Origin of the sequence: Aeromonas sp. MdU4, from assembly GCF_041929505.1 — a bacterium.
Taxonomy (GTDB): domain Bacteria; phylum Pseudomonadota; class Gammaproteobacteria; order Enterobacterales; family Aeromonadaceae; genus Aeromonas.
In genome coordinates, this window is record NZ_JBHFMW010000002.1 from 1 (window position 1) to 12,211 (window position 12,211).

The following is a 12,211-nucleotide window of genomic DNA, read 5'->3' on the forward strand; positions in this document are numbered from 1 at the left end:
ATCGATTTGGGCAACAACGCCATTGAGTTGCCTTCCGGCGCAATGTCGATGTCGTGGAAGCAGTAATAAGGCAGGCTCAGCTTGTGGAAAAACTCAAAAGCTACGTCAGCTTTATGTTTGGCCATTTCCAGCGCATCACCTGTTTGCAGCCAAGGGCGAGCAAAAGCACCATTACCGAAGATGTCAGATCCATTCCAGCAGAAGTTATGCCAGTAACAGGCGGCAAAACGCAGGTGATCTTCCATGCGCTTGCCGAGTACGAGCTCGTTCGGGTTGTAGTGGCGGAATGCCAGCGGGTTGGTACTTTGGGGGCCTTCGTAGCGGATTCGGTCAATTTGGTCAAAATATTGTAACATAATAGTTCCTTAGCAAGCCGTTGTTTACTATTAAGGATTGTGTAGGATTTCATTAATGCCGGAAATTATGTTTTTTAGTTAATGTATTTCAATATTTATTAATTGTGCGCAGCATCACAACTTTACTGTTAATAATATTTTTGGCATGATGTTTAAAGGTTTCTTGTGGAAAAGATGAAGTCTCTTTTTACTGCTAAAGTTCGCCAGGTGATTAAAATGTTAATGTGGGCGTTTTAATTTAAGTGATTTTTTCATGACGATAGTGTGGATTTAACTCTGAAGTTGAATGCCCACTTAAAAATCAGGTCTTTTCCATCAGCTTATAATAATCGTTGTGGCTCTATGAATATAGAAAGTCATTAAGGTGGTATAAGCACCCATTTTCTACCGTTGTTCGAGGTGTTTATGAATAAGATGATTCACTGCATCTCGTTTATATAATGGGGACTAAGGAGAAAATGAATTCGCCAAACTTTAGCTGAACGCGAAGGTATTTCTGAACAATGCGTGGAAATTACTGAGGATTAGCGCAGCATCCCGATGCTAGAATTAAAAGTCTCTAGATGGAGAAATATATTTCACTCTATGGATTTATCAGGTAAAACCGGCAGTAACCCTGCCGGTTATGGTGTAAGCAAGCTTATATCTCAAACGCTATATTGACGTAACTGGATTTGATGATTCATTTTTAATATGAGATTGCTCATATCGTTTCTCATTTTTTTCATATTTTCGTAATTTGAGTAGTACCAACGCTCCTGCAAGGTTAACCAACGTAGGAAACCAGACCACCGCAATGCTAATACCTTCAAGTGCTGACGGAGATTGCTCCATGTTTGGGGCATATCCGTATGTATTCATGACCCATGCGCCAACGCCGACACCTACTCCGCTGCCAAATTTGTAGCAGAAAGTGGTGCCTAACGCAACCAGCAGACCAACTACCAACTTACCTGTTTTCCATCGTCCAAAATCGACAGCCAGCGGAATCATTGCAAAAGCCATGGCACAAGCTATACCCCCGCCAATATTGCTAACAGCCCATGACAGGCAAAGTAAAATATAGTTGTCGCCTGAATAAAAAAGAGCAATATTACCTAGCGATGAAATTAATAAACCTACTATCCATACCGTTGTTTTACTCACGAAATGACAGTAAAACGGAATGATCATAACGAAGAAAACTGAAACCGAAGCAATACTGTTGATGAAAGCAATGTGCTCTTTGAAAGGCACGCTATAGGTAAGATAATAAATAAAGGAGGAGGCACGTGATTGAGTCGCTATCCAGAATAGTAGGTTTCCTGCCACGATAATCATCCACGGATAGTTGTTTTTCAGCGCTAAGAACGATTCTCGAATAGAGACTTTTGTTGTTTCGTCATCTGCCTGTATTACAGTTTCCCGGATATTGAAAAAGGCAAAGAAATGAAGAAGGCAACTTATAGTTGCAAATAATGTTGCCGTCGCAAAAAAACCGGTCAACTGGCTATCTCCGCCAAAATAGCCGACTAACGGCAGCGCAGTAGCATTCATCAGCAGCGTGCCCAGTACGCTGCCGACCATTCGGTAAGAATTACACTCTAGTCGTTCGCGTGGAGATGGAGTTAAAAGTGCTAAAATCGCACTGAGCGGCGTATTGATACCTGTGTAGGTAATACTCGATAACACGTAGATACCGGCTGCCCATACAACCTTCACAGTAAGTGTTGAATCTGGCGAGAAGAATGATAGCGCGGAGAATACACAAAATGGCAATGGTAGCCATAAAAACCACGGGCGACATTTACCATATTTTGAACGGGTTTTGTCGACGATGATGCCCCATATAGGGGCATCGACCGCGTCGATAATGCGAACAAGAAATAGAATAGTACCAGCGACCCCTAATGAGATTCCGGCTACATCCGTATAGAAATAAAGTATATAGGTGGAGCCAAAAACATAAATAAGGTTTCCGGCAAAATCTAGCAGGCCATAGCTGACTTTAGATATAAGAGGCAATCCTGACGTTTCCATTTTTTTCGTCGCAGAAGTTAGCTCGATTGTTGTTTCAGAGATGCTCATATTACACCTTATAGAGTGATTTCAAACAGGCGAGACATGAATTGGCGTTCATAAGTCACGGTCATTGAATTCGAGGTGTGCGACAACTGATATCCCCCATGCTCTTCCGGATAGATGCAGCGTATCGACTTGACCCTATGCTGTGGGAAAGGCAACAAACAGGTATTGTCTTCACCATCCTTACGCCAGACCGCAATGAGGATCCGGTCCTTAGACTCGAGTCCAAAGGCAAGCCATCCAGATTTGCTATTGGGTAGTCCCAGCGGCCAGATAGGATGCATGGCAGGTATGTCTTGACGGTACGTTTTATATGTGGAAATTCCTTCGCTGACCAAATCAACCAGTGACTGTTCAAGCGTGTTCAGATAGCCACTCTGGTGGATGCGCAGTAACATACTGTTAATCATGTTAGTGATCACCTCCTCTTTCGTGGCAGAAGGAAGAGGGTATGACCAAATTGCTGATTGCTCGGGCAGCAGGCAAGTTGCACAACTTGCGGCAATATTCGTGTTGAGTCTGTAATCGGTTTGATCGCTGACAGATTGCACGCTACATCTTTTCAGCAGTGCGTAGTCGAGACGCATCCCACCGCTTCCACAGTTTTCAATAATCAGGTCTGGGTATTTTACTTGCAGAGCATCAAGCCATGCCAGGTAAGCCAGATTGTGTTGTAACAGACCGTCACCGAAGCTGTTGGCATCGACTTCTGTCCCTGTACCAGCATTTATGTTGTAATCGATCTTGATGTATCCCACGCCGTACTCCGCTATCATCTTGTCAAAGATGGAATTAGCGTGTGCAATAACCTTAGGATGACGGAAATCGAGTTGATAGCGCTTGCGATCTTTGACTTTTTTGCCATGGCGGATGAAAAAGGCCTCTTTTGGCCAGCTTTCAACTAGTGGACAGTTAACTCCCATCACTTCTATTTCGATCCAGAGTCCCGGTACCATGCCTTTTTCGCGGATGTAGTTAATAGGCTCCATAATGCCGTTTGGGAAGCGGTTTGTTGACGGTTCCCAAGCTCCCACATTATCCCACCAGTAACCATCAGCATACCATCCGCAGTCAATGCAGAAGATTTCACACCCAGTTTCATGTGCTTTATCGATCAGTGGAAGTAGTTTTTCTGTGGTAGGTTCACCCACAAGACAATTCATATAGTCGTTGAAGATCACCGGTAGCTTGCGATTATCTTCACATGGGCGGATTATTGCACGACGATAATCAGTCGCCGCGCTGATAGCACCATTAAGTCCCTCGCGTGCCACACCCGCAGCTACAGTGACAGTAGTAAAAGTTTCGCCAGATGCTAGAACTTTAGACCAGCCATTTTCATTTTCTGTCGGACCTGAAACAAGAAGGAAAAGCTGTTCGTGTTGATCTCCAATTTCCCAGTGCCAACTGCCGTTATGTTCGATCTGCCAGAATAACGATTGACCATTTTCACAATTTTCGAGGACTGCGAATGGAACATGCCCACAGGATGACCAAGTACCTGTTGATTCGACAGAAATACGACCCATTGAGCATTCAGCTATTTTTGGAAAGCCGTGATCGCTTAGATCGCGGGAAATCCAGTTTGTCTCACCAGACCAGAAATTTGTCGGGAGATGTAGTAGCAGGTCGCGATCCCAGTGCGTTACATTTTGATTGATATTCCAGAGTGCTAGGGATGAAACATATTCAAGCCTGACTGGTACAGAATTAACGTTTTCAACGCACGTCCAAAACTGTATCACTTGTGTATCGTTATAAAGCCGAGCAAAGGCAGTGACAGCGAGAGAATTTCCTAGCATCCTGACGGAAAGTGTTTGAGATACGGCATCCTTGCTCAAAATATGATCCACATATTTCAGCGCGTAGCCTGATTCACTGCCAAGGTGGCTACGACCATGATGTTCATTTGTATCATCACCGGAAACATGAATGTTAACAAACGGAAAAATAATGTCCTGCTTGCTTTTATATTCTACTCCTGGTGTAGATAGGCGTCCAATGACGCGCCCATTGTTATCAATGGTTAAAGCCAAGCAAATATTAGAGTTCTCTAAAATCATTTTTTCGTCCCGTGGTATGAATAATTTAATTGTTTTAACAAGATACACGGAATATTCATATGGACTACAATATTGTATATATATACAATACTGTTTCTTGTGATTTGAATCACAAGGAATCGTGTGATTGAAGCCGTTCCCTTGATCAAATAGGTATCTATGGTTAATGTATCAGCGCTGAATTTTTGAACCATCTTATGGTATTTGACACTTAGTCATGAGATTGTGTCCAACAGATACATGCAGCGGATCTGAACGACGACGATAAATAATATCGTATTTTGGGTGTGATGCGTGTCACAAGCCCATGATATTGCTCAGGTTGGAATTTTGAGATTGCGGTTATTAACGTGATGTGGTTTGTACAGATCTAAATAGCTGTTCCGAATAGTAGATCACTGAAGGAAGGGAACTCAGTCCAGTTTGTGCGATCTCATTAGTCGCCAAACAAAACAAGCCATACCCAAAGGACTGAGTTGATGCCTATCCTACCACCCCTGCCACGACCACAACGGCGCCGCATTCACAAAATGTACAGATCTAGTTATCACTTGACACCGGCCTCAAACCGGTGTCTTGTTTACGCTACTTTAGTGCGCACTTCCTTCGGTATCAATTTCAGACCCTTCTTGAACATGCTGTAGGGGGTCTGACCCTCCATCATCCTGCCCTGATGTGGCCGCTGGGTGTTGTAGTGCTCCAGGTGGGCATCCAGGTCTGTCTGCATCTGTTCTACCGACTCATACCAGGTCGTCCTCCCCTTGATGCGGAAGTGTTCATCCAGCAAGGTTCGATGTAGCCGCTCGATAAAGCCGTTGCTCTGTGGCCTGCGCACCTTGGTTGTCCGGTGCTCAATGCCCTCCAGTTGCAGGAACAGCTCGTAGGGATGATGGTCAGGGCGCCCACAGAACTCGCGCCCGTTGTCCGACAGGATGGTATAGACCCTTGCCTCATGAGCTTCGAAAAACGGCAGCACTGTTTCATTGAGCACATGAACCGAGGTCACCGGCAGCTTGCTGGTGTAGAGCCGCCCCCAGGCGTGGCGACTGTAGCAGTCCAGCACGGTTTGCAGATACACCTTGCCAACGCCCTTGAGCGCGCCGACGAAGAAGGTGTCGACCGCCACCAGTTCCCCGGTGTAGTGGACTTCTATCTGGCGTTCGCGAAACTCGGGACTGAAGCGCTCAAGCAGGCGAATTTGCTCGTCGTTGAGCTCAATGACCTGTTCCCTGTGGGTTTTCTCGAGGCGCAACAAGCGGTCGTGTTTGGAGAGTAAATCGTGACGTTGCCACACACCACGCACACCGCCCGCACTGACGTTGATGCCTTGCAACGCCAGTTCTTGCGCGACCCGCAGCGGACCATGGGTAGGCCTGGTGAGGGAGTAATCGAGGATGGCCTGTTCAATCTTTGGCGCGACCCGGTTGGGATGAGCCCCTTTACAGCCGGGCAATTTGTCGAGCAATCCCTCTGCGCCATAGGTCTGGTAGTTACGGCGAATTTCGTAGAACTGCTGACGGCTGTAGCCGATGAGCTTGCAGGCTTTGCTGACGTTATTGAGCTCTTTGGCGAGCTCTAGCAGGCTGAGTTTGCGATGTGCTACTTTCTCGTTGGTGGTCATACGGTGACTCCAGATAACACGGTAGGGGTACCGTTTTGTTATCCGGTTTGAAGCCGTATGACCACTCCCTTTTGGGGCAACTGTCAGGTGAGGGGCGTCTCCATGTGGATCTAGATCGGCAGGGGTGATACACCATGACCAATTCAACTCTGAGTGCTCTGCCACAACAGAGGGCAATAAGGGTGTTCGCGTTTAGCCAGCGCTCTGGCGTACCTCGTCGGCAATCTGGTCGAGCAGCTGTTGCCAGCCCTGACCCAGTTCGTTCACCAGCGCGTTATAGCCATCGGCCGGCAGTACCCGCTCCTGACGGAAGGGGGCATCACGCAGCACGGTGCCATCTTCCGCCAGCAGGCGCCAGCGCCCGCTCAGCACGGCGCTGCCATCATGACGGCCCTGAAAGCGCTCCACCAGTATGGTCAGCACCGGCCCCTTGCGGCCGCCATCCTGCCGCACCACCCAGCCCGGCAATCGGCTGGAGAGGCCGTTTAGGGTGAGCTGGTTGAGCTGATCGTTGAGCGAACCGGCCCAGCGATGGTATTCGGTGAAGTGCAGCTCTTGGCCTTCCAGCTGATAGACCAGACTGATCCGGTCGAGCTGGCTGGCCAGCACCACCGGACGCAGCACCAGCTGATGTTGTGGTTGGGCCGGGGCTGCAACGGGTTGCTGGCTGTCGGCATCGAGCGAGTAGTAGTGCAGGCTTGGCTGGCTGCTGCAACCCGCCAACAGGCCCAGCAGGGCCAGCGTCAGGATCTCTTTTTTCATTGTTTGCCTCGCTTGGGCTCAGGGTCTGATGGATGCACGCGATCGAAGATCAGCGAGCTGGGCTGCTCGTTGAGGGAGTGCACCAATGGCTGCAGTTCGCGCATCAACTGATTGAGGGTCTGCACCGACTGCCGCAGCTCCTGATTGGTCTGGGACTGGGCATCATAGGCCTGCAGGGTCTCCTGCAACTGCTTCAGACTCTGGTTGAGCGAGGCGGGCAGTTGTTGGGTGGCATCCTTACCGGTGAGCTTGCTCAGGTTGGCACTGACTGCACTGATGTTCTTCAGGGTGCCATCCAGGGTGGTGAGTGAGCCGTTGACCTTGGTCAGGGTGGTCGCCATGTCCATGTCGACAAACTTGTCGAGGATGAGGTTCACCTTGCGCTCGATCTGATCCAGCCCGCCCTGTACGGTCGGGAAGACCTGATAACCGGCCAGCTTGGCCTGCTCGAAGCGCGGCGCATCGGGATAGAAGTTGAGATCGATGATCTTGCCACCGGTCAGCAGGCTCGAGGTCTTGAGGCTGGCACGCAACCCCTCCTTGAACTGCTTGCCGAACAGGGCACGCCACTGATCCTTCTCTGCCTTGGCATAGCGGTGGGAGAGGCGCTGCACCTCGATGCGGGCCAGCACCGGGATCTGGCGGCTCTTGAAGATCTGCACGCCCTTGTCCTCGATGAGGTAGGGGGCGGAGATGACGGTACCGACCCGAATGCCGCGATACTGCACGGCGGCGCCCGGGTGGAGACCGGCCACGTTGTCATCGAACAGGAAGACGTAGTCGATGAACTGATCCAGACTACCGGCCAGTACGCTCGCCTCATCCTGAAACAGGGTGAACTTTTCCATCTGTTTGACCGGTTCGCCGGTGGCCCAGCCCGGGGGAAGTCCCATGGTGATGCCGCCGTCGATCAGGCTCTCCAGCGAATCCATCTTCACCTTCATTCCTTCGCTGCTCATGGAGACTTCAAAGCCTGGCGTCATCCAGAAGCGGGAGTTGCTGCTCACCAGAATGTCATAGGGGGCGTGGATGAAGATCTGATACTGCATCTCGCTCTTTTCTGGCAGGAACTTCGCCTCTTCCACCTGACCTATGGTGAAGCCCTGATAGTTGATGGGGGAGCCTTCCCCCAGCGCGCGGGTGTCGCGACTGCTAAGGGTGAGGCGCAGCCCCTTGGCATCGAGGGAGGCGAGCGGCGGCTTGTCGAGCATGGCGTACTCGTCGCGCGCCTTCCCTTTCTTGCCGGGGGAGAGTTCGATATAGGCACCAGAGAGCAGGGTGCTGAGGCCGGAAACGCCGTCACGACCAACCCGGGGTTTGACTACCCAGAACTGGCTGTCACCGCGCAGCATGCTGGCGGCGTCGTTGGTCAGTCGCCCCTTGAGCACGGCGTGGCTGTAGTCATCGCTCAGCTGGACGGCATCGATGCGGCCAACGGTAACCTCGCGCGAGCGGATCTCCGTCTTGCCTGCCACTATGCCTTCGGCGGTGGCGATCGTCAGAGTAAAGCTGGGGCCCTGGGAGTACCAGTGCTGAAACAGCATCCAGAGACCGATGCAGAGCGCCAGCAGCGGCACCATCCAGATTGCGGCGGCAGAGCTCAGAAAGTCAGAGCCCGGTTTCCACCTTGTTTTACGCTCACTCACGTTCGCGTTCTCCTTGTTGTAAATCCCAGATCAGGCGCGAGTCGAAACTCATGGCTGCGACCATGGTGATCAGCACCACACCTGCAAATGCGACGGCCGCAGGGCCGGGGTAGATGGTCATCAGGTTGTCGAGCCGAATAAGGCCCGCCAGAATGGCCACCACGAAGACGTCGATCATCGACCAGCGTCCGACAAATTCGGTCATCCGATAGAGTTTGAGCTTGCCAAGAGGGGAGTTGGCATTGCCGCGCTGCACCATATAGCAAAGCCAGAACAGCGCCAGAATTTTTACCAGCGGCACCACCACGCTGGCGAAAAAGATCACCGCCGCGATGGGGTAGGAGCCCATCGCCCACAACAGCACCACGCCGCCGAGGATGGTGGAGGGGCTGTCATCGCCGAGAAACACCGTATCCATGATGGGGTAAAGGTTGGCGGGCACATAGAGAATGGCGGAGGTGAACAGCAGCGCCCAGGTGCGGTTCAGGCCGCCCGGCTTGCGCGCATGCAGGTGACCACCACAGCGGGAGCAACTGTGGCTACCCGCTTCACTCAGGGCACCACAGATATGGCAGCCCACCAGACCGGATTCCAGCGCGCCCGCCTCCGGGTCGATCTCGCGCGGTTTGGTCGGGCCGAACAGCCGCTGCCATAGCCACATCTGATCAAGGGAGGAGATCATCTTGATGAGTAGCACCGTGTAGCCGACGAAGGCCCAGAACGAGAGGCCCATCTGGATGTCGGCCATCCCCATCAGCTTGACCAGCGAGATGAGCACCCCCACCAGAAAGACATCCACCATCAGCCAGGGTTTGATCCGGCAGAGCAGACGGCCGAGGGAGCGCAGGGCATTGCTGTGCAGATCTTTGTCGACCCGCCATAGCACCAGCATGATGGAGCCCATATAGACCAGCGGCAGGCCGATCAGGGTCAGGCTCAACACCGCACCGAGAAACAGATAGCCCTCATCCACCAGGGTGGTGATGCTCTGCAGAAAGGTCATCTCCTGGCCCACCCCTTTGGCCGAGAAGGACATAAAGGTAAAGGCATTGGCGAGCACGAACATGATGAGCGCCGCGAAACCATAGGCGATGGGGCGCAACTCCTGATGCGGCAGGTAGCGACTCAAGGTGTGGCCACAGCGAGGGCAACAGCTGGCCTGGCCCACCTCGAGCGGTGTGGCCGGGATCAGCAGGTCACACTCTTCGCAGGCAGTGGCATCATGAACATAGGTGGCATGGTGTTGGTGTGAAACCGGATGCAAGATAAAACCCCAGAGTAGGCTCGCGAGAGAACCAGAGTCGGCGATTATCGCAGTTGTGCTGGTCAGCGACCAGCCCTCTCTCACTGGGTGTCAGTGCTGGCGGGAGTAAGAATGACTTTGACAAGCAAGTGGTCATTTAGCACAATCAAACGCCACTTTTTTTCAGCGGGACAATAATTTATGACAACTGAATCCCCAAGCTACTCCACCATTGAGCAAGCCTTCTCCCTCGGCAACGGGCAAGATTCTGCCCTCAACTGGTTGCGCAAGAACCGCAGCCAGGTCGCTATTTTTCTGGTGAGCGGCATCAAGCTGGAAGGCACCATCAGCGGGTTCGACCAGTACAGCGTACTGTTGACTGATGCCCATGGTAACCAGCAGCTGGTCTACAAGGCCAAGATCTCCACCATCGCCATGCACACCGGTCGTCCGCAGGTAAACATCCAGCGTGCGCGCAAGCCGCGTGTCTCTATGGCGCCGCGTCCCCATGGCGCACCGGGTCGTTATGACGACAATCAGGGTGGCGGCAACAACGAGTAATCGTGCTTGCCGTGCTCTGCGTTGACGCGTCATGCGTCAGCGACTGACGGAGCTGGCGCCCATTTTCAATCATGTCCCGTATGTGCGCCGGTTCCGGTTATCGCCCCTTGCAGGGCGATATTTTTTTCCGCACTACTCCGCTATACCGACCGGTTTCCCCTCTTTGACCATGCAGGTTTGCATACCTGCGGCTTCTCCTGCCTGTACGCCGATCCCGGTATCTTCAAATACCAGACAGCCTGATGGTTCTACCCCCAATCTGCTGGCAACCAGCAGGAAGGTATCCGGGTTGGGCTTGTGCAGCTCCACGTCATCGGCGGTGACCACCACCTGAAAGTAGCGATCCAGCCCGGTATTGCGCAGCACTGCCTCGGCGTTGACCCGAGGTGAACCGGTGCCAATTCCCATCGGGATGGTGCCGTGATAGCGATCGAGCAATGCCTGCATGGCCGGAAAGACGGTCGCTTTGTGCAGATTGGCCACATAGTGCTCGGTCTTGCAGCGGGTTACTTCGACAGGGTCGAGGGGGAGCTGCTGCTCCTGTGCGACCAGCAGGGCGATCTTGCGGCTCGGCATGCCACCCAGTTCATAGAACCAGTCGGCATCGAAACGAAAGCCAAACTTGCGGGCGGTATGCTCCCAGGCGGCGAGGTGCAGCGGCATGGAGTCGACCAGGGTGCCATCAAGGTCAAAGACCAGGCCTTGGAATCCGGAAAGGGTCATGGTGCGGGGTCTGTCTGTGAAAAAGGGAGCCTATTCTAGCCAGTGGATCCCTACCTCGCCATCACCTAGCTGGTGAGAAACGCTTGCCCCCACATTTGCGCCTGAAAATAGATAGGTGTCAGCTTGGCCGGATCGAGCTGGTACTGCGGGGCCAGTTGTTCCAGCAAGGCCCAGTTGCCCTGTTCATAGGTGCTGACCAGCTGGAACAGGTGAAACAGCGGTCCCTCTCGTAGCTCGATGGCTCGCTTCACATTCTTGGGCAGGTGGGCCATCAGTGGCTCCGACAGCATGGAGCCATCGAGTACCAGTCCCACCAGAAAGGCCCAGCTGGCTTCCGCTTTACCGAGGGCGGTAAGGGCGATCAGCTCGCAGAAGCGACCCCGGGCGATGGCCATGCGGGTGCAGGCCTCCGGCATATGTTGGCTCATCCGGGCCAGTCCGTTGATCAGCACGAACTTGCGGATCTCCTGCTCCCCCAAATAAGAGAGGGCGCGGGGCACCGAGGTGATGGGGGCGGCATGATCGAAGCCGGGGGCGTTGACGTAGGTGAGCAGCAGGCCGGGCAGCCAGGCATCCTGCTCCAGCAGGCGAGCGACCTGGGCAAAGGAGAACTCCTCGTGGCAGATGAGCTGGAGCACCTGTTGTACCAGCGCCATATCAGGCTGGTTCGCCCGCTGGTTGACCAGCTCGGGGCGGGCGAGAAAGCCACCGGCAAAGAAGTCGACACCCGCTTCCCGCAGGGGAATAAAGTCCGCCCAGGTTTCAATATTGAGCGCCATCCGCTTGTGTTCGGTCGGCTGGCAGATCCCCTCTTCCCCCAGCCAGAATACCAGCAGGCGGCTGGCAGCCAGCCAGCGTGGGTCACGGTTGGCGCCGTGTACTGCCAGTCTGCGCCGACTGTCCCGCCACTGCTCCAGCACCGGGAACGAGCTGGGCAGCCGTTCACTCGAGGCCTCAACCAGCGGGATCGCATCCTGATCCAGCAGTAGGGGGCGTTGTTCATCGAGCTGTTCGTGGTTGAAGGGCACCAGATATTGGCGTCCCTGAGCCAGCAGGCGGCAATGTTGCGCCAGAGAGGGCCACTCGGCCTGAGTGGTAAGCTGGTAATCGATGCCGTAGGCCACCAGAGCCAGGCGACGATTGAAGATAGGATAGCGACGCAACAGCATGGG

At 53.0% G+C, this 12,211-nt stretch carries 9 protein-coding genes and 1 pseudogene; 1 reads left to right on the plus strand and 9 read right to left on the minus strand.

Features of this window, described 5'->3' with window-relative positions; all coding sequences use genetic code 11:
- From ACE1BR_RS01455 to ACE1BR_RS01485, 7 genes and pseudogenes are all read right to left on the minus strand, one after another.
- Positions 1-356 (minus strand): annotated as a pseudogene (locus ACE1BR_RS01455) (xylose isomerase); the annotation flags it as partial.
- 654 nt (positions 357-1,010) lie between these two features.
- The gene (locus ACE1BR_RS01460; RefSeq protein WP_374866957.1) at positions 1,011-2,423 is read right to left on the minus strand and encodes an MFS transporter; all 1,413 of its coding nucleotides are present in this window, start codon (positions 2,421-2,423) and stop codon (positions 1,011-1,013) included.
- 8 nt (positions 2,424-2,431) lie between these two features.
- Positions 2,432-4,483 (minus strand): glycoside hydrolase family 36 protein, encoded by a 2,052-nt coding sequence (locus ACE1BR_RS01465; protein WP_374866959.1) that lies wholly within the window; start codon positions 4,481-4,483, stop codon positions 2,432-2,434.
- A gap of 580 nt (positions 4,484-5,063) precedes the next feature.
- Positions 5,064-6,104 (minus strand): IS481 family transposase, encoded by a 1,041-nt coding sequence (locus ACE1BR_RS01470; protein WP_374866961.1) that lies wholly within the window; start codon positions 6,102-6,104, stop codon positions 5,064-5,066.
- Positions 6,105-6,296: 192 nt separating this feature from the next.
- Complete coding sequence (locus ACE1BR_RS01475; protein WP_374866963.1) at positions 6,297-6,866, minus strand: membrane integrity-associated transporter subunit PqiC; 570 nt, start codon at positions 6,864-6,866, stop codon at positions 6,297-6,299.
- Positions 6,863-8,512: an intermembrane transport protein PqiB gene (gene pqiB / locus ACE1BR_RS01480; RefSeq protein WP_374866965.1), complete on the minus strand. Its 1,650-nt coding sequence runs from the start codon at positions 8,510-8,512 to the stop codon at positions 6,863-6,865. Before pqiB ends, ACE1BR_RS01475 begins: the two co-directional genes overlap by 4 nt.
- The gene (locus ACE1BR_RS01485) at positions 8,505-9,776 is read right to left on the minus strand and encodes a PqiA/YebS family transporter subunit (RefSeq protein WP_374866967.1); all 1,272 of its coding nucleotides are present in this window, start codon (positions 9,774-9,776) and stop codon (positions 8,505-8,507) included. Before ACE1BR_RS01485 ends, pqiB begins: the two co-directional genes overlap by 8 nt.
- Before the next feature lie 180 nt (positions 9,777-9,956).
- On the opposite strand from ACE1BR_RS01485, the gene hfq reads away from it, so the two are divergent.
- Positions 9,957-10,316: an RNA chaperone Hfq gene (hfq, locus tag ACE1BR_RS01490; protein WP_005335772.1), complete on the plus strand. Its 360-nt coding sequence runs from the start codon at positions 9,957-9,959 to the stop codon at positions 10,314-10,316.
- A 132-nt stretch (positions 10,317-10,448) separates the two neighbouring features.
- On the opposite strand, the gene ACE1BR_RS01495 is transcribed toward hfq, so the two are convergent.
- Positions 10,449-11,039 carry an HAD family hydrolase gene (locus ACE1BR_RS01495; RefSeq protein WP_374866969.1) on the minus strand — a complete coding sequence of 197 codons (591 nt, stop codon included), beginning with the start codon at positions 11,037-11,039 and terminating at the stop codon, positions 10,449-10,451.
- 65 nt (positions 11,040-11,104) lie between these two features.
- Positions 11,105-12,208, minus strand: a complete 1,104-nt coding sequence (locus ACE1BR_RS01500) for an EAL and HDOD domain-containing protein (protein ID WP_374866971.1) — start codon at positions 12,206-12,208, stop codon at positions 11,105-11,107.
- Between the last annotated feature and the right edge of the window lie 3 nt (positions 12,209-12,211).

Bases quoted from the DNA above. Each gene is read 5' to 3' on its own strand.
- ACE1BR_RS01460 (WP_374866957.1), bottom strand. From the start codon at position 2,423: ATGAGCATCTCTGAAACAACAATCGAGCTAACTTCTGCGACGAAAAAA.
- ACE1BR_RS01465 (WP_374866959.1), bottom strand. From the start codon at position 4,483: ATGATTTTAGAGAACTCTAATATTTGCTTGGCTTTAACCATTGATAAC.
- ACE1BR_RS01470 (WP_374866961.1), bottom strand. From the start codon at position 6,104: ATGACCACCAACGAGAAAGTAGCACATCGCAAACTCAGCCTGCTAGAG.
- ACE1BR_RS01475 (WP_374866963.1), bottom strand. From the start codon at position 6,866: ATGAAAAAAGAGATCCTGACGCTGGCCCTGCTGGGCCTGTTGGCGGGT.
- hfq (WP_005335772.1), top strand. From the start codon at position 9,957: ATGACAACTGAATCCCCAAGCTACTCCACCATTGAGCAAGCCTTCTCC.
- ACE1BR_RS01495 (WP_374866969.1), bottom strand. From the start codon at position 11,039: ATGACCCTTTCCGGATTCCAAGGCCTGGTCTTTGACCTTGATGGCACC.
- ACE1BR_RS01500 (WP_374866971.1), bottom strand. From the start codon at position 12,208: ATGCTGTTGCGTCGCTATCCTATCTTCAATCGTCGCCTGGCTCTGGTG.